Raw genomic sequence first — 22,320 nt, forward strand, 5'->3', positions numbered from 1 at the left:
CCCCGGCGAATGTGACGAGTGCGAGGGCCGCACCGTCGTCACCTTCCTCCGCGGTCCCCACGAGGAAGTCCGCGAGTGCGAGCAGTGCCGCGGCACCGGGTGGTGGCACCCTTGCCCCCACTGCCCCGACGGGACCAATCCCGCCACTGCGGACACATGCGAGACCTGCAACGGCTACGGCTCGCTTCACTAACCAGAAATAGGCCGCTACTTTATAATAGAGACAGCCGTGCGAACTGGCGACATGCTCGCTCACCACGCCCTCACCACCGGGCAGCACACCAGTGCCACCACCGGACCCGACGGAGTCTTGCACGTGAGCTTCACGCTGACAGACGGCACGATCCAGCACTTCACCCGCAACCGGCCGGGCGGCCCGGAAGACTGGCGGGCCGGCCTTCAAGAGAGCCAGCACGGCGACTGCGCGTTCAACGAACCCGTCTCCGCCGCATGGGGGCGCGGCCTGGAACTGATCGCCTCACGCCACACAGGGGGCACCAAGTGAACGACGTCCGCGCGGACTTCCGGCCGCATACAGGCGTAACCCCCATCCACTGCCAACGGGACCGGCCGCGGCCTTTCGGGTACGTGAACGGACACGCCGAGGATCCCCTCACTGGCGAAACGCTGGCGATGGTGCGCTGGCCCGGCGCGCTGACAGACACCCCCTGCCGCGCTGCCGAGCTCGCCGTTCTCAACCGACTCAGACCAAGAAATAGGCCGCTGCCTTTCGTCATGTTAGATTCGTGATCGTTGTCAGGCCCAAGGCACGGCCACACAACAATCCGACCTCCGGACGGGCAGCGACCCCCCGCGCCCAGCCCGCCCGGAAGGCCCGTCCGATACGGGCCACCCCTCCGGCCGGGGCCCGCTCCTCCGACAGCGGGCCCCGGCCCACCCACGGAGAACCAGATGCCTGCCGAGACCACCCCCTACGACTCAGAGCTGTACGAGGCACTGATCGCCGAGCGATACGGCCGCCCCATGAGCGAGATCCTCCAAGAACACCACCGGGCGCCCCTGCCCGAACTCCTCAAGGAACGCCACCGCCGCCCCGCGCGGGCGGTAGCGATCCGTCCGCGGCACACTCCGGCGCCAGACCCGGACGCAGCCCGGCACCGAGCCGACCTCGAAGCGGCCATCGCCCCTCGGCGGGTGAAAGCGGCGTGAGCGTCACCGAAGAACAGTTCCGCCGGCACGTACGCCAACTCGCCGCCGCACGCGGCTGGACGCTGGCCTACCACACCCACAACAGTCGCCGCTCCGACGCTGGCTGGCCCGACGAGGTGTACGGCCATCCCCAGACCAAACGCACGCTGTTCGCCGAGCTGAAGACGGACACCGGCCGCATCCGACCCGCCCAACGCGAATGGCTCACCCACCTCGCAGCCTGCGGCTTCGAAACCGCCCTGTGGCGCCCCAAAGACCTCAGCCTCATCGTCGCCACCCTCGCCCCCGATGGGCCCCGAGCCCAACTCCCCGAACCATGGACAAGGAACTCACCATGACAGCTGACCGCACCGAAGACACCGCCCCGGCGCCCGGCCCCTGGTGCAACAGCTGCGACAGCTACTTCAACCTGATCACTAACACCTGCCGCTGCAACTACCGCTGATTCACGGCATGTTCATGGTTGACACCACCGGCACCACCCCCGGCCCGCAAGCCCCGCCCCACCTCGAGGCGGTTCTGGCCGAGATCGCCCGTCTGTCCAACGAGCTATGCGAACACCTGGTGGACAGCCAATGGCGCGCAGCCAACCGCATCCGGCACCTTGCCGAAACCGCCACCACACCTACCGACCACCAGGGAGAAACACAACCTGATGCACGTACGGTTCGACACTCCGCCTGTCCCCCGCCGCAGCCAGGAGACCCACGAGACCGCGCAGGCGCTGCAAGGCCGCCCCGGTGACTGGGCCCACATCGACACCCACGACACCATGAACCGGGCCTCGAACCAGGCCCACCGGGTGCGTACGGGCAAGCTCGCTGCCTTCCGGCCCGCAGGCGCGTTCGAGGCCAAGGCCCACGGCACGAAGGACGGAGGCGCCGAGGTCTGGGCCCGCTACGTCGGCGCGTGCTCCGGCAGCCAATCACGACAGTTGCCTCATACACCTGCATGAGATGTACGCTCGATGGTGAGACCCCGCGGCATCCCCCGTCCGCGGGGTCTCGCTGCGCCCGGACGCTGCCCGCTTCGTCAGGCGCGCAGGCGGCAGCGACCTGTCGAAGGCGGTAGCGGACGACGCACTCAGCTCTCGGCATCGCCCCACTCTTCCGGCCCGCCGCCCCTCCATTCCACCAGCCGCGGGTCGTCCAGCGGGATGGCGTCGGCGTCTTCCGCTACTCCTGCGCGCCGCAAGAACTCCTGCACGTCTCGCCTGTCGTACTCCAGTCCAGCGACCTCTCCGCGTACGGTCACGCGCCGGCCACCAGTCGGCGGCGGGGGATGCACGATCACGGGCGGTACGGCCATATTCTCAGCGTGCAGATGCCCTGCTCACAGCGCACGTCACCGGAGCCCAGACGGGTTCAGCCGAGGAGGCGGGCTGCTATCTGCGGTGTTCGCGCCCTGTTCCGCCTCCAGGAGGGCTTGACGTTGCTGGTCCACACGTACGCGATGACGTCGCGGGTGCCGACGCCGGCGGAGCTGGCAGAAGTGATCACGTCCGCTATCCGCCCAAGAGCGAACACGCCTGCTACCGCAACCGTCATTCTCACGTAGCGGGCACGGTGTCCACTGCGAAGCTTCGGTCTTCCGCTGTGCAACTGCCCGACCCTACGCTGGCTCCGAGGCCCCATGCGAGGCGTAACTCCGCGCGTAATGGAGGAGTTGTGGGCACCGGTTTACTGATCTTGGTGGGAGCCGCAGGGGGCACCCTGCGCGGGATCATCGATGCGTACAACTGCCTCATGGAGTGGCAGGACGCCCGCCGCTTTCAACGTCAGCATTCTGATGATGCCGAATCAGGGAACGGTAGGCTCCGGTTCAGCGACTATTTCGACCCAGTCGCCGATCCGATCGCACTCGTTGTTCACGCAGTGATGGGAGGCGGCGCCGCAGCACTGTTCGGTATGACCGGGCAGATCAACGGCGTGTACGCGACCTTTGCCGTAGGCGCATCAGCACCCGCGCTGTTGACCCAGATGGCCCAGCTGCGGTTCGTCAGCGAAGCGGTCGCCGGAGCGCCGCAGCCAACTAGTGAAGCCGTCGCAAGCGCCGAGGCCGGCCCGGCCAGCACCCCGCCTCTGCCGCCTGCGGCACATGCTTCTGCTCAAGCCGGTGAAGCGCGAGCCGGCGCGGAGAGGGCGGACACCAATCGCACGGATGGCGAGATCACGGAGCCGGAAAAGCCGTCCCGGCACGGGAAGTTGCGGCACGTCGACGGCCAGCCCGCGTCTCCCTCCGGCGCTCAGCCCAGGAGAGCGAGCACCGCGCCACCGGATTCCGTCAGCGGTCAGGAGGAGCCCGCATGAAAGCCCGAGCTTCCGGGCAGCGCCCCATCACAGCCGCAGTGCTCGGCGTCACCCACAGGGCCATCTCGGATCCCCGCTGGGCCCGTCCGAAAGATGTGCCGCTCGGACGGCGCATCACGTCTGCGGTTCTCGGCATCCCGCTACGACGCCCCCGGCCCGCTGTCGTCGCCGAGACTGCCCGGACCCCGGCCCCCTCACCCACCGTCCAACCGCCGGAGATCGGACCGGAGACGGACCAGCACACCCACCACTCGCCCGAGGCCCCACTGATGCGGCCGACAGCCAAGCCTTCACACCTGCTGAGCGAGGACCGCGCGGACTTCGCGCAGTTCCTCGACGAGGCGCTGCGCACCACGCTCCCCCGCCCGGGAACGGCACCCCCGGCGCGAGGGCACCTCAACACCGAGCAGTTGCGCGCCCTGGCGCTCAGCGCCACAAACGCCATCGCCGCGTGCGCGACGGTCGAATACCAGCACTACGTACGGCTCCGCCATGAGCTACGCACGCCGGGACATGCGCGGGGCGCTGACGGCTGGCAAGGACATGGGAGAAGAGACACAGCAGCTGACGCACACGTACGCCGTTACGCGGCACGGGTCTCGGAGGAGCGAGGCCACGAATCAAAGCACGAGCCACCTCGCCGAGCCCCGAACTCTCTGCCCGAGGAAGAGCACCGGCCGAAGCTGATCTCCGTGAGATCCACGCCGCGCCACCCCCCTGCCGCACCGTGGCCGGGCCACACCTCTGACGCACCATGGAAGACCGGACCGATCGCGGCGGCTCCAAGACGCCTTCTACTACTGGCGGGTATCCTCACGCTGCTCTTCCTACTCATCGGTTTCGTGCTGCGCGCGGTCGACGCCGCCCCGTCCGCCGCCCGGGCAGCCATCAGCACAGGCTGGGCCCTCGCGGCACTCACCATCGTGGGCGTGATCGCCTCCATGACGAAACTGCTGCGCAACGCCGCAGACATCGACCGCTTTCAGGCCAGCGAGACACAACTCCTAGCGCAGGAAGTAGCCCTTGCCCGGAACGCCTGGCAAAAGGCGCTCATGGAGCACGGCATCCTCCCGTTCCTGCGACAGTCCCTGACCGACCCAGCGGACGCCGACATCCGCGACCCGAGCCGCTGCGTACCGCGCCGCGGCAGTGTCAGTCAGGTTCAGTCCCGGGACCATTCGCAACCCGACCCCACCAGCCAAGCCGACGATCCTCCCGCTACTTCCCAGCCCCGCTTCTCACATCCCGACTACGGAGGCGCCGACGAAGAATCAGGTTAACAACGGCCAGCAATGCGACTCGGACTTGCTCGCGGAGCGAGCTTCCCAGACACTACGCAGGCAGCTGTCGTGTACGTCGGATATGGCCTGACCATCGACTAAATAGAAGGCTTCTGATTCGGGGGCTCCCCGCAGCATCGGCGGTCCGTTGGCGTCACATGCCATCGAGGCCGAGACGGTTTCAGCTAATGGAGACGGGCTGCCTTTTGCCGGAGCTGTTGTGCTTCGCTCATTCCCTCGTAGCGGCGCAGTCGTACGCGCATGTCCTGCAGTGCCGCCTGGACCTTGACGGAGCGGATGCCGTCGGCGCAGTTGAGGAACGTGTTCCAGGAGGCGAGGGCTCCGTCGAGGTTGCCTCGGCGTAGGCGTACGCCGGCGAGGTCGGCGTGGACGATGGCGCGGGTGCGGCGGCGGTCGAGGCCGTGGATGTCGAGGGCTAGGCCGTGTCTTCAACTGATCTTGAATAGTGGATCATGGTCGGGTGATACGCCGCCATGAACTGTCTGACGAGGAGTGGGAATTCGTCCGGCCGCTGCTGCCTGAATCGTTGCGGGGGCGCAAGCGGGTGGACGACCGAAGGGTGCTCAACGGGATCGTGTGGAAGTTCCGCACGGGCACGGCCTGGCGGGATGTCCCCGAGAGGTACGGTCCGTGGCAGACACTGCACACCCGTTTTCGCCGTTGGGCCCTGGATGGCACGTTCGAGCGGATGCTCCAGGCCGCCCAGGCCCGTGCGGACGCGGCCGGGGACATCGACTGGCTGGTCTCGGTCGATTCCACCGTCGTACGCGCCCACCAGCATGCCGCCGGGGCCCGAAAAGGGGGCGCCGAAGCCCCGCACTCGGACGCTCCCGGGGCGGCCTGACCAGCAAGATTCACCTGGCTTGCGATGCCGTCGGGCGCCCGCTCGCCTTCACGGTCACGGGCGGCAACACCAACGACTGCACGCAGTTCACCACCGTGATGGAGGCGATCCGTGTGCCCCGGGTCGGTGTCGGTCGGCCCCGGGTACGGCCAGGCCACGTGCTGGGCGACAAGGGCTACAGCTCCCGCGCGATACGGGCCTGGCTGCGACGCCGCGGCATCGGCCACACCATCCCCGAGCGCGCCGACCAGGTCCGCAACCGGCTCCGGCGCGGCAGCCGGGGAGGGCGCCCGCCAGCGTTCGACACGCAGTTGTACAAGCGGCGCAACGTCGTGGAGCGGTGCTTCAACCGGCTCAAGCAGTGGCGTGGCATCGCCACCCGCTACGAGAAGACCGCCGAGTCCTGCCAAGCAGCCGTCACTCTTGCATCGCTCCTGATGTGGGCGTGACATTTGAAGACAACTCCTAGGTGGAGGTGTTCTTCGGCGGCGGGCAGGTCGCCGAGGCGGGAGAGGATCAGGCCGGATTCGTGGGCCCAGCGACCGGGTGAGTAGTGGGCCGCCCAGGAGTCGCCGGGGGTGGCGGCGGCCGGGCGGCCGATGGCTGTTTCGGAGGCGGCGAGGTGTTTGGTGGCCAGGTGTCGGTCGTCGTCCTGGGCTGCGGCGGTGGCGAGGGTGGCTTCGTAGTAGGCGATGGCGCGGGCGTTGTCGAGGTTTTTGCCGTGTTCGACGCAGGCTTCACCGAGTTGGACGGCTTCGGCCCTAAAGCCGAGGTCGATGCACTGGACGGCCAGGCCGCGCAGGGCGGTGGCCGACAGTTCGGGGTCGTCGGCTTCGGCGGCGAGGCGGAAGGCGTGTGCGTAGTAGCCCTGGGCCAGGTCGTGGAGCTCGGGGGTGTCGCCTTCGTCCTGGGCCATCCATCCGGCCAGGTGCACCAGCTGGGAGGCGGCGGCGAAGAGCGCGCGGCCGGTGGCTTCGGTGAAAGAGCCATTGAGCCAGGGGGCGACGTCGTCGGTGAGGTAGCGCACGGCGAGGTGGCGGGCGTGGCCGCCGCCGAGTTCGGCGGCGGAGTCGCCGAGCGAGATGACCATGCGCTGGACGGCGGCGACCTCGCCCTTGCCGACGCGCACCACACCGGCGGGCGAATTCCTCATGCGGCGGGTAATGCTGTCCGGGTCGGGCAGGCCGAGGGCGGCGAGGGCGTAACCGCTGGACGCGGTGACGAAGTTCCGGCGGTCCACGTCGCTCCTTCCCAACTCCAAGGCTGAGGCCACGGTATCGATGCTGGCATCCGCTGGAGGGTATGTGTCCGGCACGTCGATCGCGTGAACATCCAGATCTAACACCTGGGCGACGAAGGGCCACCAGTATGCGGGGGTGCGCTCCCCCGTGAGCCAGCGGCGCGCGTACTGGCGCTCGACCCGCCCCGAGTCGCCGCTCTCGGCTCGGCCTGCCGCCCGGGCCAGGTCGGTCGGTCCCCACCCGCGCTCGGCGCACGCGTTTCTGATGAGCTGCGCGATGACCTGGTTCCTCGGCATCGGCGCCCCTTCCTGACCTACGCGGACCTACACGGGACTACGCCCTGCCCCCTCCCCCGGCGGTCTACCCGCCCTTTCACTGAACTGCAGACACAAGCAGACCAGTTGTCGGTACGCAGACACGGGAGCGCCAAGACATGCGCTGGGAATCGAACCGCCCGCCGGAGCCGGCCGGGCAGCGGGTTGCGGTCAGCCACGTTGCACCTGCCGACCGCGACCTGGCTTTCGACGCGGACGCCGGAGAGATCAGGCTCCCGGTCACCGTGCACTTCACCGACGGCACCACTGAGGAGGCCGTGCTGAGTCTGGGGTCGGGCCGGGCGGAGCTGCTCGCCATTCAGGTTGAGCAGGCCATCGCGCGGCGCGCCAAGGCCCGGCGTGCGATGCCCGAGTGACCGGACCTGCTTCCCCCCACCACGTTTCCCGCTCAAGGAGGAACCGTGCATCCCAGCCTCGACCTGCCCGGGCCGCTCGCCGGCCGTACCGTGCTGGTGACCGGCGGGGCCGGACTGATCGGCAGCCGCATCACCGGCCTACTGCGCACCCTGGGCGCCCGCCCGCTGTCCTTGTGCACCCTCGACGCCTACCCCCGCACCGTCTACCGCGACCTCTTCGGCATCACCCCGGCCAGTCCTGACGTGATCTCCGGGGACGTGCAGGACGCGGAGCTGGTGCGGCATCTGGTGCGCCGCTCGGACTACGTCATCCACGCCGCCGCCCTGGCCGATGTCGCGGCCTGCACGCGCGAGCCGATGGCGGCACTGCGCACCAACATCATCGGCACGCAGGTCCTGCTGGACGCGGTGGCCGCCGGCGACCGGATCCGGCGCTTCGTGCTGACCTCCTCTGCCAGTGTCTACGGCAACGGCAGCACCGACGACTGGGCCTCCCCCTGCCCCGAGCTGCGCACCGTGCGCGAACTCTTCGAAGCCGTCTACGGCCGCACCCCACCCCGCTTCCACGAACAGGCCCCGCTGCGCCCGCTGTCGGTGTACGCCAACACCAAGGCATGGGCCGAGACGCAGACCGACCTGGTACTGCGCCCGGCTGGCACGTCGTACGCGGTGGTGCGGTACTTCAGCATCTACGGCGAGCCGCAGGTGGTGAAGCCCGGCAGCCACTCCTGGGTGGTGGCCCACTTCACCGCTCGGGCCGCCCGCGGCCTGCCACTGCACCTCAACGGCGGCGGCCACCAGATCCGTGACCTGGTCCACGTCGAAGACGCGGCGGCCGCCACCGTACGGGCCCTGGTCGCGCCGCGGGCGCACCACGAGACGGTCAACGTCGGCACCGGCGTTCCGACCAGCGTGCGGAAGGTGGCCGAGCTGGTGCGCGAGCACTACCCGCAGGCCACGTTCCTGGAGACGCCCCTGCCGCCTGGGGACCCGCTCGGCGGCTACGCCAGCACCCACCGGATGACCAACGTCCTGGAATGGCGGCCGTCCGTGCCGCTCGCCGACGGCGTACGGCGGTACGCGCGGTGGCTGGACACGCATCCGCAAGCCGTGCCCGAGCAGTGGCAGAGCCCGGACGACCACCCGGTGGGGGCCTAGATGACCGGCGGGCGCCCGAGGCGGGTCATGCGCCACACCGTGCGCCACCGCATCGGCCGCCGCGGGCCGCACGGGGTGCGCACGCCTTCGGCGAACCCGCCGAACCACGCCCGCAGCCCGCCGATCGAGCGAGTCCGCGCCAGCGTCAGGGCGGTCCAGACGCCCAGGTAGACGGGGACGAGAAGGGCGGGCAGGTGGCGTTTGGCCAGCCACACCCGGTTGCGGGCCACCATCCGGTAGAAGACCGCGTGCCGGGTCGGCGAGGTCCGCGGATGCTGAAGCACCAGCTGCGGCTCGTAGACGATCCGCCAGCCGGCATCCAGCGCCCGCCACGCCAAATCCGTCTCCTCGTGCGCGAAAAAGAACTCCTCCGGCCAGCCCCCGATCTCCTCCAGCATCCGCATCGACAGGCTGTGCCCGCCACCGAGGAAGGTAGTGACCTCACCACCGCGCAGCGGATCCCCCGCCCGCAAGCGGGGAACGTGGCGGCGCTGAGTGGGGCCGGTCTCGTCCGCGATACGGAAGCTGACAATGCCCAGCCGCTCATCCGCCGCGTGCAGCTCCGCGATATGGACGAACACATCCGCGGCGATCAGCAACCCGTCGTCGTCCAGATCGACCAGCACATCCACATCGCCGAACTCCCGGAGCGTGCGCAGCGCGACGTTGCGGCCACCGGAGACGCCCAGGTTCTCGTCCAGCTCCACGCCGGTCACTCACTCCGGCAGCTCCGGCAACGGCGAACCGTTCGCGACGACGACCACCCGCTGTGCGGCCGTGTCCTGCTTGGCGACCGAGTCGAGCAGCGCCCGCAGCTCCGCCGGGCGGTTGCCCATGGTCAGCACGGCGACGCCGATACGGGGGTGACGCACCGATGAACTCCGTTCTGCCGGCCGGTTGCCCGAGATGCTAACCGCCCCGACCCCAGTCTCGCCCCACCTCACCGACGGAGCACTCATGCCTCAGCTCATCCTCGGCGATTACCTCAGCGCGCCGCGCACCGGCCACCTGGCCCACGGGCCCTACGGGCGCCTGGAGAAGGCCGATCTGGCGGAGTTCCTCCGGCACTGGACCGGCCTGCACCGCCAGGCCCTGGCCGGCGTGCGCGACCGTATCCACCCCACCGCGCAGATTCACCCGTCCGCGATCACCGGCGACGACGTCATCATCGGCCCGCACGTGCGGGTGTACGAGTTCTCCGCCGTCCGCGACGGCAGCGTGCTGTGCGCGGGCGCCCGCGTCGGTTTCAACTGCGAGGTCACCCGCTGCTTCGTCGGCGAACGCGCCGTGCTCGGGCATCGCATCGGCATCAACCGCACCCTCGTCGGCGCCGACGCCCACCTGTCCGCCACCCTCACCGTCGCCGCCATTAGCCTGTGGAACACCGACCTGCGCCACCCCGACCGCGAGATCATCTTCCGCGTGCCGGACGGCCTCTACCGCTGCGGCACCCCACGCTTCGGCGGCATCCTCGGCGACCGCTGCCAGACCGGCAACGACATCAGCCTCGGCCCCGGCATCGCCATCGGCCCCCACTGCCGCATCGCCAGCGGCGTCACCCTCGCCGGCCGCGCCGTCGATGCCAACAACGTGATCACCGCGCCTCACACCGCAGAGGTCAGCATCCGCCGGTCCTCACCCCGCAACGTCAGCCCGTAAGGCGACACTCTCCTGGTCTCGTACCGGCAGATGCGGTCAGACCGGGGGACGAGAAGCCTTTCGGAAAAGGCGGTGGCAGCTTCCCGCTACGTAGGTCGCTGCCACCGCTCGCGTCATGCCAGCCTGATCCGGGCTTCAACCGCCCTCGGGAGCAGCACAGCGATAAGCGCGCCCAGGAACTGGCCAAGCTGCTCGGGGCTGTAGCTTCCCGTAAGGATCAGGAAGCACAGTGCGATCAGGAGCAGCACCAGCAGCTCCAGCAACAGCTTGGGGCTCGGCAGGGGGAGCCCCTGCGAGGAATAGGTCATCATGGAGGTGTCACCTCCTCTCGTATTGCGATGGGTGTGTGACGGCCGCCGACCCCGTGTTGCTGTGGAAGGTGCGTGGGGTCGGCGGAGCTTACGGTCAAACCTCGGTTTCAGCGTCAGCGGTGCGCTCGACCTCGTCTGCGAGCTTTTGCCGCACGATCTTCTGCAGCTCGGGGCTAAGGTGCCGGTACATGGCCCAAGCCCGTTCAACCGGCGAGGGGGACCGCTCTCCCTTCGCCATCCACGCCAGGAGGATGGTCTGCTGGCGAGCAGGCAAGTCGCAGACGTAGCGAGAAACCTTCGCCAGCCGGGCAGCACTGTCGCCGAGGGCGCGGACACCGGCGTTGCAGCTGTTGCACAAGGTCACCATGTTCTCTACGCCCGCTTTTCCGCCCTCAGAGATCGGAACTACGTGCCTCACGTACAGTTGCGCTGGGTCGCCCGAGTCAAGGTGCGATTCCCCGGCTGAGATGCCGCACGAGGTGCAGCGAAAGCCATCACGTTCGAGAATCCACATCCTCTCGGCCGCCGACACGAGGGGACGACTTCTCCGGGTGCGCGCTGGGTCCCACACCGGGTCGCCGATCTTGACCAGTTGCATGTCCGCCCCTTCGGGGGCGCCCCTGAAGACCTTGATATCCCAACCGTAGTCCCCTCGGAGATCGCGCAGGCGACGATCGATGTTCGCCACATCAGGGAACGCCTCGTGGAGTTGTTTGCGCGAGAACATGTTCCCCTCCCCTACGACCGTCGCGAGCCAAGCCGCCGCGCGTACCTTGGTCCCCACCTTGGTGTCCCGCCAGTCCGGCGGCTTTCGCGCGGCATCCATCCTTGCTCCTCCGTTCCAACTTGATTCATGGGCGCACGTCCGGTGCACGAGAGGGACACTACTCGCCGCGGCAACCTCGCGGCAACCTTACGGCAGCTTCGCGGCGCCGAGGCGGCAGGCCAGTGCAGCATCGAGCGCCTGTTCCCGGCACGACGGGCTATGGGCCAGGCGCCAAGGGAGACAACGCTCTGGTCGCCTAGGCTCGGATGCGGGCGTGGGGCTGGAGTTCCGTGTCCACCTCTCGTATCCCAGCTTCGCTCGCGGACCTGGCCGTATCTGTCGATCAGCTTGCCGTCTACCACCGCAACCCGCGCACCGGTGATCTCGATGCGATTGCCGAGTCGCTGTCCACGAACGGCCAGTACCGGCCGATCGTCGTCAACAAGGGCTCATTGACCGGTCGGCCGAACGAGGTTCTGGCGGGCAACCACACGCTGAAGGCTGCCAAGCGGCTCGGCTGGGACGACATCGCGGTCACTTGGCTCGACGTGAACGACGACGCGGCAGCGAAGATCGTCATCGTCGACAACCGCACCAATGATCTGGCTGGATACGACACGGCGCTGCTCGCCGACATCCTCACCGATCTGCCCGACCTCCAGGGCACCGGCTACGACCAGGCGCAGCTGGACCAGCTCCTCGATGACACGGCCCTGCCGGCGCCGATCGAGCTGCCCAGCGACGGGGCGGGGACGGGGGCTGCGGCCATGGTGGACTACTTGCAGTGGGGTTACCTTCAGTGGTCCTCGACGCGAGTGCGGATCACTCAGGCCGAGGTCGAGTTGCTGGACGCGTTGTACCGGCAGTTCGTCGACGCGCACGACTCGGACATGGGCTTCGGGTGGCACGTTCTCAACGAGGAGCACCAGGCCCGCGAGGGGGACGTGGCGTGAGCAACCGTCTCGACGTGCGCTTCGACCCGGCGTATCCGCTGGTGAAGCTGCGGCCGGCCGACTACAACCCGCGGCACCTGTCCGAGGAGTCGTTCGTGCGTCTGCAGGGTTCGCTGCGTCGCCACGGTGTGGTGAAGCCGGTGATCTTGAATGCGGACGGGACGTTGGTCGCCGGCCACCAGAGGACCAAGGGCCTCAAGGCGATCGGGGAGACGACGACACCGGCGATGATCCTGCCGCAGAAGGTCAGGTTGCAGGACGAGATCAAGTTCAATCTCCTTCACAACCGGGTCGAGACCGAGTCGTCGGTGGTCTACGCGGGGCCGGGGCCGATTGGCGAGTGGTGCTGGATTCCGTGGCAGACCATCGAGGTGGAGGATTCGAACAACCTGCCGTTCCAGCAGGCCATCGCGTTCATGACCGCGGCGCACGGGCCGTGGGGGTCGGTGGTCATCGATGACCAGGGCCGCGTCGTGCTGAACGCGGAGTACGCGGCAGTCGCCAAGACGCAACGCTTCGACGTGCTGGCGTGGACGGTGGCCTCGTTCGACGCTGGGCAGCTCGTCGAAGACCTCACTGGTGAGTACGGCGTGTACGACTGGTCCGGCCTGGAGGAGCAGGCGCCGGTGTGGAACCAGCACATCGTTCAGCCCAACCGGCTTCGCGAGCACTCCTCGAAGGCGAAGAAGGACCAGGTGCGCTACAAGTCGGAGGTGTGGGAGCGGCTGGTGCTGCCGTGGCTGACGACCTCGCACCGGGTGGTGGACTTCGGTGCCGGCCATGGCGACTACGCCCGGCACCTGCGTACGAGCGGTTACCGGGTGCAGGACGCAGGACTACGAGCCGTACCGCACCCTGAAGGGCAAGTACGCGCTGGACATTCGCAGCATCGTCGGGCAGATCCGCGGCCTGGAACGCGACCTGCGTGCGAACGGCCTCTTCGAGGTCGTGGTGCTGGACTCGGTGATCAACGCGACGACATCCCTGGAGTACCAGCACTGGGTGTTGCTGGCGGTCAACGCGCTGTGCGCGGCGGACGGGCAGGTGTGCATCGGCACGCGCAACCTGGACCGGGAGCTGGCCTACGAGAATTCCGAGCACTCCATCAGCCGCGACTCGACCCGGCTGAGCTTCCTTGATGCACACAACGTGGACATGCGCTTCACACGGGGGAAGTGGCAGCGGATCCGGTATCACACGCCCGAGTCGCTGCGGGGGCTGCTGTCGCGCTACTTCGAGGAAGTGGAGCTGAGCGACACGACACGGGCCACGCTCAAGGCGGTGTGCCGCAAGCCGCGCCCCTTCCCGATCGAGGACTACAAGGAAGCCCTCGATAACGAGTTCAACATGCCCTACCCCAATGAATTCCGACACAATAAACATGAGGGAATTGTCGGAATTCTGATAGAATTGATCAAGGATAGGAATGCCATTTTGGAGGGGTAGAGGAATGAAATCATGGGCGGACTCGAAAAGGGTTCGCATAGAGATAGAGAGCCGCGCCAGCTACCGCATCATGTGGCTGGCCGGCGTGCGTCAACTCGACCTGTCCCAACACTGCTTGAAGACCTTCGCAGAGAGCGACCGGTACAACGCCAACCCGAATCGACGCACCCAGACCTTGGATCTGCCGGCAGAAAATCCCCCTGCCGCCTGGTATTTGTGTGCTCTACCCATCCCGTGGGACTGGGCCCGCAACGCTCATTTGGCTTTTGAGTATGCATCGGGCGCGACGTGGGAGGGTGACGCCCTTGTGGGCGGCCTGCGCGTACGGCTCTCCGATGCGGCGCCAATCACGGGGTGGGGAGAACACAGCATTCCGCAGGACGCGCCCCGACGGTCGTCATACCGGTACCGCACCTGCCGGAACTGGCAGTTCGCCTGGTGGCTCCACACACATCGCGACGTGCCCGATACTCCGCACCCTCCGCGCGGCGGAATCACCGACGGCCCACGGCAGTTGACGTTGGAGTGAGGCGCTGCGTCGTCTCCGGGATGCGCATCTCAGAGACGACGCTGCCGACTGATGCGTACGGGCTGCGAGGGGCAGAGCGTGCAGGTCATAGCGTTACGCGCTTTGCAGGACACTTGAGGCTAGGTCGTCCACAGATCTCCTCAGCTCTCGTTGCGACAGCGAGTCCTTGGGCCCGAATCGTTCGATGTACAGCGTCGCCCCGTTACCAAGATCGACAGTCAGCTGCGCCTTCCAAGTCTCACCGTAGAGAACTTGGCGGGCAGCGGCACGGCCCCCGATCATCAGGGGCTCCGCCTTCTCCGGTATCGCGTTTGTTCCGTCCACCGTCTGCTGCAACGCCTCCGCAGTGGGGTAGAAGGCGACCACGAAGCCAGCTGGATCAGTGGCGCCTTCCTCCGTCATCATGAGGTAGCACGAAGCCGCTCCTTTGTCCTCAGACATAGGAGTTGCCTTCACTACACTGAGCTGCCGTTGCATATCGCTGCTGACGATCTTGCAGGCATTCTTCTGGTCGATGCCGGAAATGGCAGGAGTGGACCGACCGGACGTCGCAGGGTTCGCGGTGCTAGACATGCGTGCGACGGCATAGCCGACACCGCCGCCGACGGCTAAAGAGACCGCGGCAGTGAGGGCCAGCATGTTCGTCGCTGGGTGACGGCTTTTCGTGGGTGCCGAGGTTGCTTCTTGAGCGGAGCCTTCGGCCTGGCCGTGCTCGTGAGTTGGGGTGTCCTTGCTGACCATGGCGTGAGCATCACACATCGGGGCCGCCCCCAGTGTTGCGCCGATGCCTGATCGTTACGCCTCGTCTTCGCATCGATTGCCGCGGGCCTGGGCGGACTGCCAGGGCGGTCGTCAGGTGCATTCGGCCACTCGCCGGGCGGGCATCGAGGATCAAGCCCCCCTCCACTGGCTTGTTCCTCACCACCCAGTGGTCAGGCCGCCGTGGGCGTCCCGCAGGTTGGTCTTGGCGGCTGACTCCTCATGAGGCCCGGTCCCACTGTCTGCTGAAGGACAGCAGCGGTCTGACAGCGGGGGCAGCGACTGCCGGCAACAGGTACTTCCACAGGTTAGTCACGCGGTGGTACAGGTCGGTGCGGCGCGTGGAGATGTGGGATAGGAGTTGGGTGCCGGAGTAGGAGGCCACCAGCGTCCAGGCCAGTTCCCGCACATCTACGTCCGGTAGCACTTCCCCCTTGGCCTGCGCGGCTTTCAGCTGCCCGGCGAATTCATCGATCCAGTAGTTGTACGGGGAAGCATCCTGGAGGCCGAAGTCTCCTTGCTCGATCGCAAGGCGCACTCCGGCGCGCAGCTTCGGGTTGGTCTGAAGTTCGCCGGCGAGGTAGAGCGTCTGGTCGATCAGCCGCTGGAGGCCGTCTTCCCCAGGCGGCATCTCCAGCCCGTCGCCTTGACCGATCATGACCGCTTGGGCGAGGGCTTCCTTAGACTCGAAGTGAAAATACATGGCGCCTGGGGTGACCCCGGCGCGCTTAATGATCTTGTTGACGCTCGCTTCGCTGAATCCGTACTCGTCGATTAGCTCGGCAGCCGCTTGAAGGATCGCCTCCCGCGTCTTGACCGCCCGTTCCTGCACCGTGTTACACCATTTCCCTCGGCAACCGTACGGATAGTACGAAAAAACCGAGCGTTCTGTCGCATTGAGGTCCCGAGCGGCAAAGTTGATCATTCTGCACGGTCTCGCATCCCCGGCTCGCGGTCGCCGCCCCCGTCCCTGTGTTGCGAGTTCGACCTGAAGGCCAGCGGGGACGTTTCTCCTTCTTGCGTGTAGACGCCGGTTCCCGGTGCCGCAGTCGCGTTCAGACATTCGAAGTCCGCAGGTCAGCGGCTGGTGGCTTCAGTCAGAGATCATGGAGGGACGGCGCGGGGCCCAGGGAGTTGTGCATGGGCCGCCCCAATCGTGCCACGCGGGCCGCCATCACCCAGCGCCGCGCCGACGCCATCGATCTGAAGCTGGCCGGGGTGGACTGGCTGACGATCGGGCGGAAGCTGGCCGCGGACCCGGCGATCAACTCCGACCGCGTCGCCTACCCGCAGGGGTACGGCATCGACAAGTACAAGCGCGGGCTGGAGCCGCCGAGCGACAAGCGGCTGATGAGCACGCAGCGCGCCTCCGACCGGTTCATCGCCTACGTCCAGGAGCTGTGTGCCTCCAACCGCACGCGCGCCGAGCTGCGCCGCGGGCTCGGCCTGCCCGTCGACCGTTGCAACTACCTCCACCGCTACCTGGTGCCCTTCCTCGCCCCGGCCCACGGCAAGCAGGTCCCCCGCGAGCAGCGGCGCGCGTACTACGCGGTGGCCGCCCTCATCGCGGCCCGCCCCCGAGCCGTACGCGGCGCCGAGCCGGCGGGCTGGAGCGAGGGGCGGCCGCCGGAGAACTGGTTCGCACGCGCGAACTTGGGTGCCTGCCTGGGACAGGCCGCGGCCAGCGGCGTGCTCAAGGCCCGGACGGCCGAGGACGTCCTGCACCTGATGTGCCGGCAGAGCGCCGAGAACATCCACCCCGGGCTACCGGCCCTCACCCGGCAGCTGGCCAACGGGGGCGTGGCGGTGGACTGGGCCGTGCTGCTGGAGGACCTCGCCCGCTGGGACCGCGACCGGGACCGCATCGCCACGCGCTGGCTGGAGAGCTACTTCCGGGTCCTGCACGCCGAGAACCCGGCCAGCCTGACCGTACCGAACCCCCTCAACGACCGCACCGAGGAGAACGAGTCATGAGCCTCTACCTGGATCTCAGCGCCCTGCAGTCGGTCCCGGTCGCCAACCTCAACCGGGACGACCTGGGCTCGCCCAAGCAGGTCAGGTACGGCGACGCCCCCCGCATCCGGGTCTCCAGCCAGTCCTGGAAGCGGGTGATCCGCGACGGCGTGGAGACCGACCTCGGCGAGAAAGCGGTGCGGACCCGGATGGTGCCCGTCAAGGTCCGTCAGAAGCTGGAGGACGCGGGCTGGCCGCAGCCGCTGGCGGAGTTCGCGGGAGAGCAGGTGGTCGCCAGTGTCGGGAAGAAGGGCATCGGCACGGAAAAGGAGGGGCACACCTCCGTGCTGCTGTTCGTGCCCACAGCGGCGATCGAGGACCTGGCCGCGGTGTGCTCCGATCACCGTGCGGCGCTGGAGAAGGGCCAGACGGCCAAGAAGCCGGGACGGCTGCTGCCCGCGGAGCGGATCGAGGAAGTCCTCAAGCAGCGCACCGCTTCCATCAGCCTGCTCGGCCGCATGCTGGCGGAGGTGCCCGGCGCCAACGTCGACGGGGCGGCGCAGGTCGCCCATGCCTTCACCACGCACGCCGCCGAGCCCCAGCGCGACTACTTCACCGCCGTCGACGACTGGACCGGCGAGACGGAAACCGGCAGCGGCCACCTGGACACCGCGGAGTTCAGCGCCGGGGTCTTCTACCGCTACGCCACCGTCAACGTCACCGACCTGGTCAAGAACCTGGAAGGCGACACCCAGGCGGCCCGCACCGTGCTGCAGTCCTTCGTCGAGCATTTCCTGTTCTCCCTGCCCCAGGCCAAGCGCAACAGCACCGCTCCGCACACCCTGCCCGACCTGGCCTACCTCGCCGTGCGCGAGCACCGTCCCATCTCGCTGGCCGCCGCCTTCGAAACCCCCGTGACCGCCGATGGCCGCGGCGGGTTCTCCCCCGCCTCGCGCACCGCGCTGGCCTCCTACGCGACGCAGATCAACCGGCTGACCGGCCAGCGCCGCCGCCGCTTCCACGGCCACACCACCATCGCCCCCAACGAGCAGCTGGCCGGGATCGGCGACGCCCACGACTCCTTCGACCAGCTCACCCAAGCCGCGGTCGACAGCGCCCTTCCCGCCACCGGGCAACCGGCATGAGCGCACTGATCCTGCGCCTGGCCGGACCGCTACAGTCCTGGGGAGAACGCTCCGCGTTCGCCCCAGTGCGCGACACGGCGCCGTTTCCCACCCGCTCCGCCCTGACCGGGATGCTCGCCGCCGCCGAAGGCATCAGCCGCGACGACACCGGCGCCCTGCACCGCTACCGGCCGCTGCGGTTCACCATCCGCATCGACCGGCCCGGCACCCCGCTGATCGACTACCACACCGCCGGCGGCGGCCGGCCCACCTCCCGTACGGCGGCCACCAGCGGCGGCAGCAACAAGGGCGCCGCCGTCATCACCCGCCGCCACTACCTGGCCGACGCGGTGTTCGTCGTCGCGGTCTCCGGACCCGACCCCACCATCGACCGCCTGGCCCGCGCCCTGCGCCGCCCCTGCTGGGCCCCCTACCTCGGCCGCCGCTCCTGCGTGCCCGACGAGCCGCTCCTGCTGCACGCCCACGCCGCCGACCCCGAGACGGAACTGCGCACCCGCGTCCCGCTCAGCCGCACCACCCAGCCGGAAAGCCCCGACACCACCACCCTCGCCGTCCCGTTCCTCTACGAACACCCGCCCACCAACGGACAGCCCGGCACAGGCTCCGACATTGTCAGCGTCAACGACATCCCGCTCAGCTTCTCCCCCCAGGCCCGCGCCTACGGCTCACGCACCCTGCACCGCAGCACCGAACAGCTCCCCGCCGCCCTCGCCGGCCCCCAGCACACCCTGCTCCCCCGACTGATCGACTACGCCCGGGACCACGCATGACCGACCACCCCCTGCTCGCGCGCATCCGGCTCAACCCGCACAGCCGCGACGTCCAGCGCGACCTGCGCGACGCCACCGAAATGCACCGCACCGCCATGCGCCTGGTCCCGGACCACCTCGGCCAAAGCGCCCGCCAGCAGGCCGGCCTCCTCTACCGCATCGACGAAACCGACACCGCCAGCACCCTGCTCGTCCAGGCCCGCCACCTCGACCTCACCCGCCTCCACAACGGCTACGGACACGGCGAGGTCAAAAGCCTCGCCCCCATGTTCCAGGCGCTGCGCGAAGGCCTCACCGTCCGCTACCGCATCGTCGTCAACCCCTCCAAACGCGAACTCCTGCCGAAATCCGCCGGCAGCAAACGCGGCCGCATCATCCCCCTCACCGGAGCCGACGCCGACCAGTGGTGGACCCGCCGCGCCGCCGACGCCGGCCTCCACCTGAACACCCTCACCCCCACCCCGCTGCAGCCCGTGCGCCCACACGGCAAAGACGCGTCCTCCATGCGCCACAGCCTCCTGCGCTACGACGGCACCGCCACCATCACCAACCCCACCGCCCTCACCCACGCCCTCACCACCGGCATCGGCCGAGCCAAACCCTACGGCGCCGGCCTCCTCAGCCTCGCCCCCGCCACCACCCGATGAACACGCCCGACCCTCCCCGCAGCGCGGGGGTGTTCCGTAGGTTCGGTCGCCGTGGCCCGTGCACGAGGCGTCCTCCCCGCAGGGGCGGGGGTGCTTCGATCGTGGAGGAGGCGGGGGAGGTTGCCCAGGCGTCTTCCCCGCAGGCGCGGGTGTCCCGGCCGCGAGAACGGCGTTTCGGCTGACGTCAGGGATCTCGCCAGACGCCCTCTGGCGTGACAGTGACCGGAACTCACCCCAGGCGCGATGCTGTAGGGGCTACGCGATCCCCGAGCGCCTTCCCCTCATCACCCGAGCGGAGGAAAGCAGCGGTCTCGGGCACACCGACGAGCGAAACCCGCGCAGCTTAGGAGGGCCTAACGGACACATGAGGTATCGCACAATCCAGCACCAACCAGGGTCGTACGTCAGCGCAGCTCAGAGCCCAAGGTCCCAGCCATATTTGCTGCTGATGCGGCCGGTGGCGATGTGGCGGAGCGCGGCGGCATGGTAGGGGACGGTCTACTCAGGGATGCCGTCGAAAGGAAACCAGGACAGGCCGCCGCATCTGTCGGGTTCGGCGTTGTACGGTTCGCCGTCCCAGGAGTGGGCGCGGTAGAAGATGCCGAAGCGGGGGTCTTCTCCAGGAGCGCGGTGGTCGATGACGTGGGCGAGTTCGAGGTGGTCCGGATCGACGCGTACGCCGATCTCTTCCCATCCCTCGCGGACGGTGCCGTGGTCGGTGGGTTCGTCTGCTTCGAGGTGGCCGGAGGGAACCTGCCATTGCCCGGAGGCGTATCCGCCTTGGCGCAGGCTGAGCAGGACCCGGCTGTCGCGGATCAGCAGGAGGTGGACGTCAATGATCCGACGGTGTCGCTGGACGCTGTGGGACGCGGTCATGGCGGTGACGTTTCTCGTGAGTCCAGTGATGTGGGCATACGGCGTGCGACTACTGCGTGTTCATACGGGCCTGCCATTCGTCCTTGAGGATCGCGTACGTGATGGAGTCCCGCGACGCTTCCCGGACGTAGACGTGCCCTCGGATGCGCCCCTCTTCGACCATGCCAGCCGCGAGAAGGGTTTTGGCGGATGCTTCGTTGCGCGGGGCCCGTGCGGCCCATACGCGGTGAAGGCGAGGTCGAGGGTCAGCCGTACGGTCTCCTGGCCGTATCCGACGCCCCAGGCATCGGGCCGCAGGGCGAAGCCCATGGTGGCGGCCTTCTGCTGGTGGGGGTCGGTGGCCAGGCGGGTGACGCTGATGAGGTTGCCGTCGTCCCCCTGCGTGACGACGGCGAGTACGTACTCGTGGCGCGGGGTGGCGGTGGCCGCGGCGATGCCGCGGGCGACGATTCCACCGACCTCGTCGCGCGTGCGCGGGGTGAAGCTGAGGTGTTCGGTGGCCGCCGGGCTCCCGTAGATGGCGTGCACGGTGTCCACGTCGTCGATGGTCAGCTCGCGCAGTGCGAGGCGGGTGCTGTGGCGGGTGACCGGGTACATGACCGCGGATGTTATAGGCCAGGCACCTGGCGCAGCAGTGCCCAGAGCCCGCAGAAGATGGCGGTGCCGCACCCGCGGAGGGCACGATCTGTCCATGCGCATTCTCATCATGGGCGGGACGTGGTTTCTGGGCCGAGCTGTTGCCGAGGAGGCGCTGCGGCGCGGGTGGGAGGTGAGCACCTTCAACCGCGGGCGCTCGGGCCCAGACGTGCCTGGAGTGCAAGCGGTGCACGGTGACCGGACAGATCCGGAAGATCTGTCGGCCTTGGCGTCGTACGGACCGTGGGATGCAGTGGTGGACACGTCGTCCTCTGCGCTGCCGCCGCGCGATGTCCTGGCCGGCGCCCGCGCCTTGCGCGCGGTGGCCGAGCGATACGTGTACGTCTCCACGGTCAACGCCTACCGCGGGTGGCCCAGTGATCCGCTGACGGAGGCATCGGAACTGCTGGACGGGCCGCCGGATGCGGATGCCGAGTACGGGCGGCTGCCCGAGGGCTGGGACGGCCCGGACTGGTACTACGGGCGGCAGAAGGCTGGGGCCGAGCGGGCGGTGCTGGAGGTGTTCGGGGAGAAGCGGTCGGTGCTGCTGCGGCCGGGTGTCATTTTGGGGCCGGGTGAGTACGTGGGGCGCCTGCCGTGGTGGCTGCACCGGGCTGAGCGGGGCGGGCGCATCCTGGCGCCGGGAGACCCGGCCAAGAGCATTCAGCCGGTGGATGTGCGCGATGTCGCGGTGTTCGCCTTGGATCAGGGTGCGGCGTCGGTGGGCGGGGCGTACAACGTGGTGGCGCCGGTCGGCCGCGAGACGATGGGCAGTTTCCTGGAGGCGTGCCTTGAGGTGACCGGGCGTCGCGGCAAGCTGTCCTGGGTGCCGGATGCCTTCCTGCTCGAAGCGGACGTGGAGCAGTGGACGGAGCTCCCGTTGTGGCGGACGCATGTCGGGGTGTGGAACATCGACTCGCAGCGGGCGCGGGCGGCCGGACTGGTGTGCCGGCCGCTGGCGGAGACGGTGGAGGCGACGTGGCGGTGGCTGCGCGACGGCGGTGTTCCGGTGACGCACTCGCGGGCCGGCGAGCACGGCCTTGATGCGGGTAGAGAGCAGCGGCTGCTGGCGGCGTTTGATGGCCGGACCGTGTCAGGTATCGAGGGCTAGGTGCGCTGATCCGCCCAGGTTTCGTGAGACGGACACGGCCGTGAA

General features: G+C 68.5%; 27 protein-coding genes and 1 pseudogene. 19 read left to right on the forward strand and 9 right to left on the reverse strand.

The window, feature by feature from the left end; translation table 11 throughout:
- The first annotated feature begins 316 nt into the window (after window positions 1-316).
- The 4 genes from IH45_RS0101930 to IH45_RS0101950 all read left to right on the forward strand — a co-directional run bounded on the left by IH45_RS0101930 (window position 317) and on the right by IH45_RS0101950 (window position 2,125).
- Window positions 317-505: a hypothetical protein gene (locus IH45_RS0101930; RefSeq protein ID WP_158812849.1), complete on the forward strand. Its 189-nt coding sequence runs from the start codon at window positions 317-319 to the stop codon at window positions 503-505.
- A gap of 407 nt (window positions 506-912) precedes the next feature.
- Window positions 913-1,170 (forward strand): hypothetical protein, encoded by a 258-nt coding sequence (locus tag IH45_RS1000000148480; RefSeq protein ID WP_158812851.1) that lies wholly within the window; start codon window positions 913-915, stop codon window positions 1,168-1,170.
- Window positions 1,167-1,508, forward strand: coding sequence for a VRR-NUC domain-containing protein (locus tag IH45_RS0101940; RefSeq protein WP_063762938.1), 342 nt, complete (start codon window positions 1,167-1,169; stop codon window positions 1,506-1,508). The genes IH45_RS1000000148480 and IH45_RS0101940 overlap by 4 nt, the downstream gene beginning before the upstream one ends.
- Before the next feature lie 317 nt (window positions 1,509-1,825).
- Complete coding sequence (locus tag IH45_RS0101950; protein WP_030660214.1) at window positions 1,826-2,125, forward strand: hypothetical protein; 300 nt, start codon at window positions 1,826-1,828, stop codon at window positions 2,123-2,125.
- 128 nt (window positions 2,126-2,253) lie between these two features.
- Here the strand turns inward: IH45_RS0101950 and IH45_RS0101955 are convergent, their stop codons facing one another.
- Window positions 2,254-2,478 carry a hypothetical protein gene (locus tag IH45_RS0101955; RefSeq protein WP_030660216.1) on the reverse strand — a complete coding sequence of 75 codons (225 nt, stop codon included), beginning with the start codon at window positions 2,476-2,478 and terminating at the stop codon, window positions 2,254-2,256.
- Between the two features lie 359 nt (window positions 2,479-2,837).
- On the opposite strand from IH45_RS0101955, the gene IH45_RS1000000148485 reads away from it, so the two are divergent.
- The 3 genes from IH45_RS1000000148485 (at window position 2,838) to IH45_RS1000000146110 (ending at window position 6,073) form a co-directional block, all read left to right on the forward strand.
- Window positions 2,838-3,479, forward strand: a complete 642-nt coding sequence (locus IH45_RS1000000148485; RefSeq protein ID WP_158812853.1) for a hypothetical protein — start codon at window positions 2,838-2,840, stop codon at window positions 3,477-3,479.
- 842 nt (window positions 3,480-4,321) lie between these two features.
- Entirely contained in the window at window positions 4,322-4,759 is a 438-nt protein-coding gene (locus IH45_RS1000000144940; protein WP_050514455.1) for a hypothetical protein, read from the forward strand.
- A gap of 484 nt (window positions 4,760-5,243) precedes the next feature.
- A protein-coding gene (locus IH45_RS1000000146110) for an IS5 family transposase (RefSeq protein ID WP_394298654.1) occupies window positions 5,244-6,073 on the forward strand; the annotation gives its coding sequence in 2 pieces (ribosomal slippage) (window positions 5,244-5,598 and window positions 5,598-6,073; 831 coding nt in all).
- On the opposite strand, the gene IH45_RS0101975 is transcribed toward IH45_RS1000000146110, so the two are convergent.
- Window positions 6,007-6,864, reverse strand: coding sequence for a hypothetical protein (locus tag IH45_RS0101975; protein ID WP_050514456.1), 858 nt, complete (start codon window positions 6,862-6,864; stop codon window positions 6,007-6,009). The genes IH45_RS1000000146110 and IH45_RS0101975 overlap by 67 nt on opposite strands.
- Window positions 6,865-7,298: 434 nt before the next feature.
- Between IH45_RS0101975 and IH45_RS0101980 the strand changes: the two genes are divergently transcribed.
- Both IH45_RS0101980 and IH45_RS0101985 read left to right on the forward strand, forming a co-directional pair.
- Entirely contained in the window at window positions 7,299-7,556 is a 258-nt protein-coding gene (locus IH45_RS0101980) for a hypothetical protein (protein WP_032916641.1), read from the forward strand.
- 45 nt (window positions 7,557-7,601) lie between these two features.
- Window positions 7,602-8,714, forward strand: a complete 1,113-nt coding sequence (locus tag IH45_RS0101985; RefSeq protein ID WP_050514457.1) for an NAD-dependent epimerase/dehydratase family protein — start codon at window positions 7,602-7,604, stop codon at window positions 8,712-8,714.
- On the opposite strand, the pseudogene IH45_RS01000000142980 reads toward IH45_RS0101985, so the two are convergent.
- Window positions 8,711-9,586, reverse strand: a pseudogene (locus tag IH45_RS01000000142980) (glycosyltransferase family 2 protein). The gene IH45_RS0101985 and the pseudogene IH45_RS01000000142980 sit on opposite strands and share 4 nt — an antisense overlap.
- Before the next feature lie 85 nt (window positions 9,587-9,671).
- On the opposite strand from IH45_RS01000000142980, the gene IH45_RS0101995 reads away from it, so the two are divergent.
- The gene (locus tag IH45_RS0101995; RefSeq protein WP_030660232.1) at window positions 9,672-10,373 is read left to right on the forward strand and encodes an LbetaH domain-containing protein; all 702 of its coding nucleotides are present in this window, start codon (window positions 9,672-9,674) and stop codon (window positions 10,371-10,373) included.
- Between the two features lie 113 nt (window positions 10,374-10,486).
- Here IH45_RS0101995 and IH45_RS0102000 read toward each other — a convergent pair whose 3' ends face one another.
- Entirely contained in the window at window positions 10,487-10,684 is a 198-nt protein-coding gene (locus IH45_RS0102000) for a hypothetical protein (protein ID WP_030660235.1), read from the reverse strand.
- Between the two features lie 94 nt (window positions 10,685-10,778).
- Window positions 10,779-11,510: an HNH endonuclease gene (locus tag IH45_RS01000000142985; protein ID WP_050514458.1), complete on the reverse strand. Its 732-nt coding sequence runs from the start codon at window positions 11,508-11,510 to the stop codon at window positions 10,779-10,781.
- A 230-nt stretch (window positions 11,511-11,740) separates the two neighbouring features.
- On the opposite strand from IH45_RS01000000142985, the gene IH45_RS1000000144945 reads away from it, so the two are divergent.
- The 4 genes from IH45_RS1000000144945 to IH45_RS1000000148490 are packed head-to-tail and all read left to right on the forward strand — an operon-like array spanning window position 11,741 to window position 14,378.
- Entirely contained in the window at window positions 11,741-12,403 is a 663-nt protein-coding gene (locus IH45_RS1000000144945; RefSeq protein ID WP_158812855.1) for a ParB/RepB/Spo0J family partition protein, read from the forward strand.
- Window positions 12,400-13,542, forward strand: a complete 1,143-nt coding sequence (locus tag IH45_RS1000000146115; RefSeq protein WP_158812857.1) for a ParB N-terminal domain-containing protein — start codon at window positions 12,400-12,402, stop codon at window positions 13,540-13,542. Before IH45_RS1000000144945 ends, IH45_RS1000000146115 begins: the two co-directional genes overlap by 4 nt.
- A gap of 10 nt (window positions 13,543-13,552) precedes the next feature.
- A complete protein-coding gene (locus IH45_RS1000000146120) occupies window positions 13,553-13,849 on the forward strand; it encodes a hypothetical protein (protein WP_078897142.1) in 297 nt (98 codons plus the stop codon).
- Between the two features lie 4 nt (window positions 13,850-13,853).
- A complete protein-coding gene (locus IH45_RS1000000148490) occupies window positions 13,854-14,378 on the forward strand; it encodes a hypothetical protein (protein WP_158812859.1) in 525 nt (174 codons plus the stop codon).
- A gap of 93 nt (window positions 14,379-14,471) precedes the next feature.
- Here IH45_RS1000000148490 and IH45_RS1000000148495 read toward each other — a convergent pair whose 3' ends face one another.
- Window positions 14,472-15,119: a hypothetical protein gene (locus tag IH45_RS1000000148495; RefSeq protein ID WP_158812861.1), complete on the reverse strand. Its 648-nt coding sequence runs from the start codon at window positions 15,117-15,119 to the stop codon at window positions 14,472-14,474.
- Window positions 15,120-15,357: 238 nt separating this feature from the next.
- Window positions 15,358-16,062, reverse strand: a complete 705-nt coding sequence (locus IH45_RS0102035; RefSeq protein ID WP_078897144.1) for a ScbR family autoregulator-binding transcription factor — start codon at window positions 16,060-16,062, stop codon at window positions 15,358-15,360.
- Window positions 16,063-16,277: 215 nt separating this feature from the next.
- On the opposite strand from IH45_RS0102035, the gene casB reads away from it, so the two are divergent.
- From casB to cas6e, 4 genes are read left to right on the forward strand one after another with little or no spacing between them, the layout of a single operon-like run.
- Window positions 16,278-17,111: a type I-E CRISPR-associated protein Cse2/CasB gene (casB, locus tag IH45_RS0102040; RefSeq protein ID WP_234440397.1), complete on the forward strand. Its 834-nt coding sequence runs from the start codon at window positions 16,278-16,280 to the stop codon at window positions 17,109-17,111.
- Window positions 17,108-18,235, forward strand: coding sequence for a type I-E CRISPR-associated protein Cas7/Cse4/CasC (gene cas7e / locus IH45_RS0102045; RefSeq protein ID WP_030660266.1), 1,128 nt, complete (start codon window positions 17,108-17,110; stop codon window positions 18,233-18,235). The genes casB and cas7e overlap by 4 nt, the downstream gene beginning before the upstream one ends.
- Window positions 18,232-19,005, forward strand: a complete 774-nt coding sequence (gene cas5e / locus IH45_RS0102050) for a type I-E CRISPR-associated protein Cas5/CasD (RefSeq protein ID WP_030660269.1) — start codon at window positions 18,232-18,234, stop codon at window positions 19,003-19,005. Before cas7e ends, cas5e begins: the two co-directional genes overlap by 4 nt.
- Window positions 19,002-19,652: a type I-E CRISPR-associated protein Cas6/Cse3/CasE gene (gene cas6e / locus IH45_RS0102055; protein ID WP_030660272.1), complete on the forward strand. Its 651-nt coding sequence runs from the start codon at window positions 19,002-19,004 to the stop codon at window positions 19,650-19,652. Before cas5e ends, cas6e begins: the two co-directional genes overlap by 4 nt.
- Window positions 19,653-20,150: 498 nt before the next feature.
- Here cas6e and IH45_RS0102060 read toward each other — a convergent pair whose 3' ends face one another.
- On the reverse strand, window positions 20,151-20,528 hold the full coding sequence (locus tag IH45_RS0102060) for an NUDIX domain-containing protein (protein WP_030660275.1): 378 nt from the start codon (window positions 20,526-20,528) through the stop codon (window positions 20,151-20,153).
- A 60-nt stretch (window positions 20,529-20,588) separates the two neighbouring features.
- Window positions 20,589-21,125 (reverse strand): GNAT family N-acetyltransferase, encoded by a 537-nt coding sequence (locus IH45_RS01000000142995; protein ID WP_324607916.1) that lies wholly within the window; start codon window positions 21,123-21,125, stop codon window positions 20,589-20,591.
- A gap of 94 nt (window positions 21,126-21,219) precedes the next feature.
- Between IH45_RS01000000142995 and IH45_RS0102070 the strand changes: the two genes are divergently transcribed.
- Entirely contained in the window at window positions 21,220-22,275 is a 1,056-nt protein-coding gene (locus IH45_RS0102070; RefSeq protein WP_078897146.1) for an NAD-dependent epimerase/dehydratase family protein, read from the forward strand.
- Window positions 22,276-22,320: the final 45 nt, after the last annotated feature.

Origin of the sequence: Streptomyces rimosus subsp. rimosus, from assembly GCF_000720725.1 — a bacterium.
In the GTDB taxonomy this organism is placed as follows: Bacteria; Actinomycetota; Actinomycetes; order Streptomycetales; family Streptomycetaceae; genus Streptomyces; species Streptomyces rimosus_A.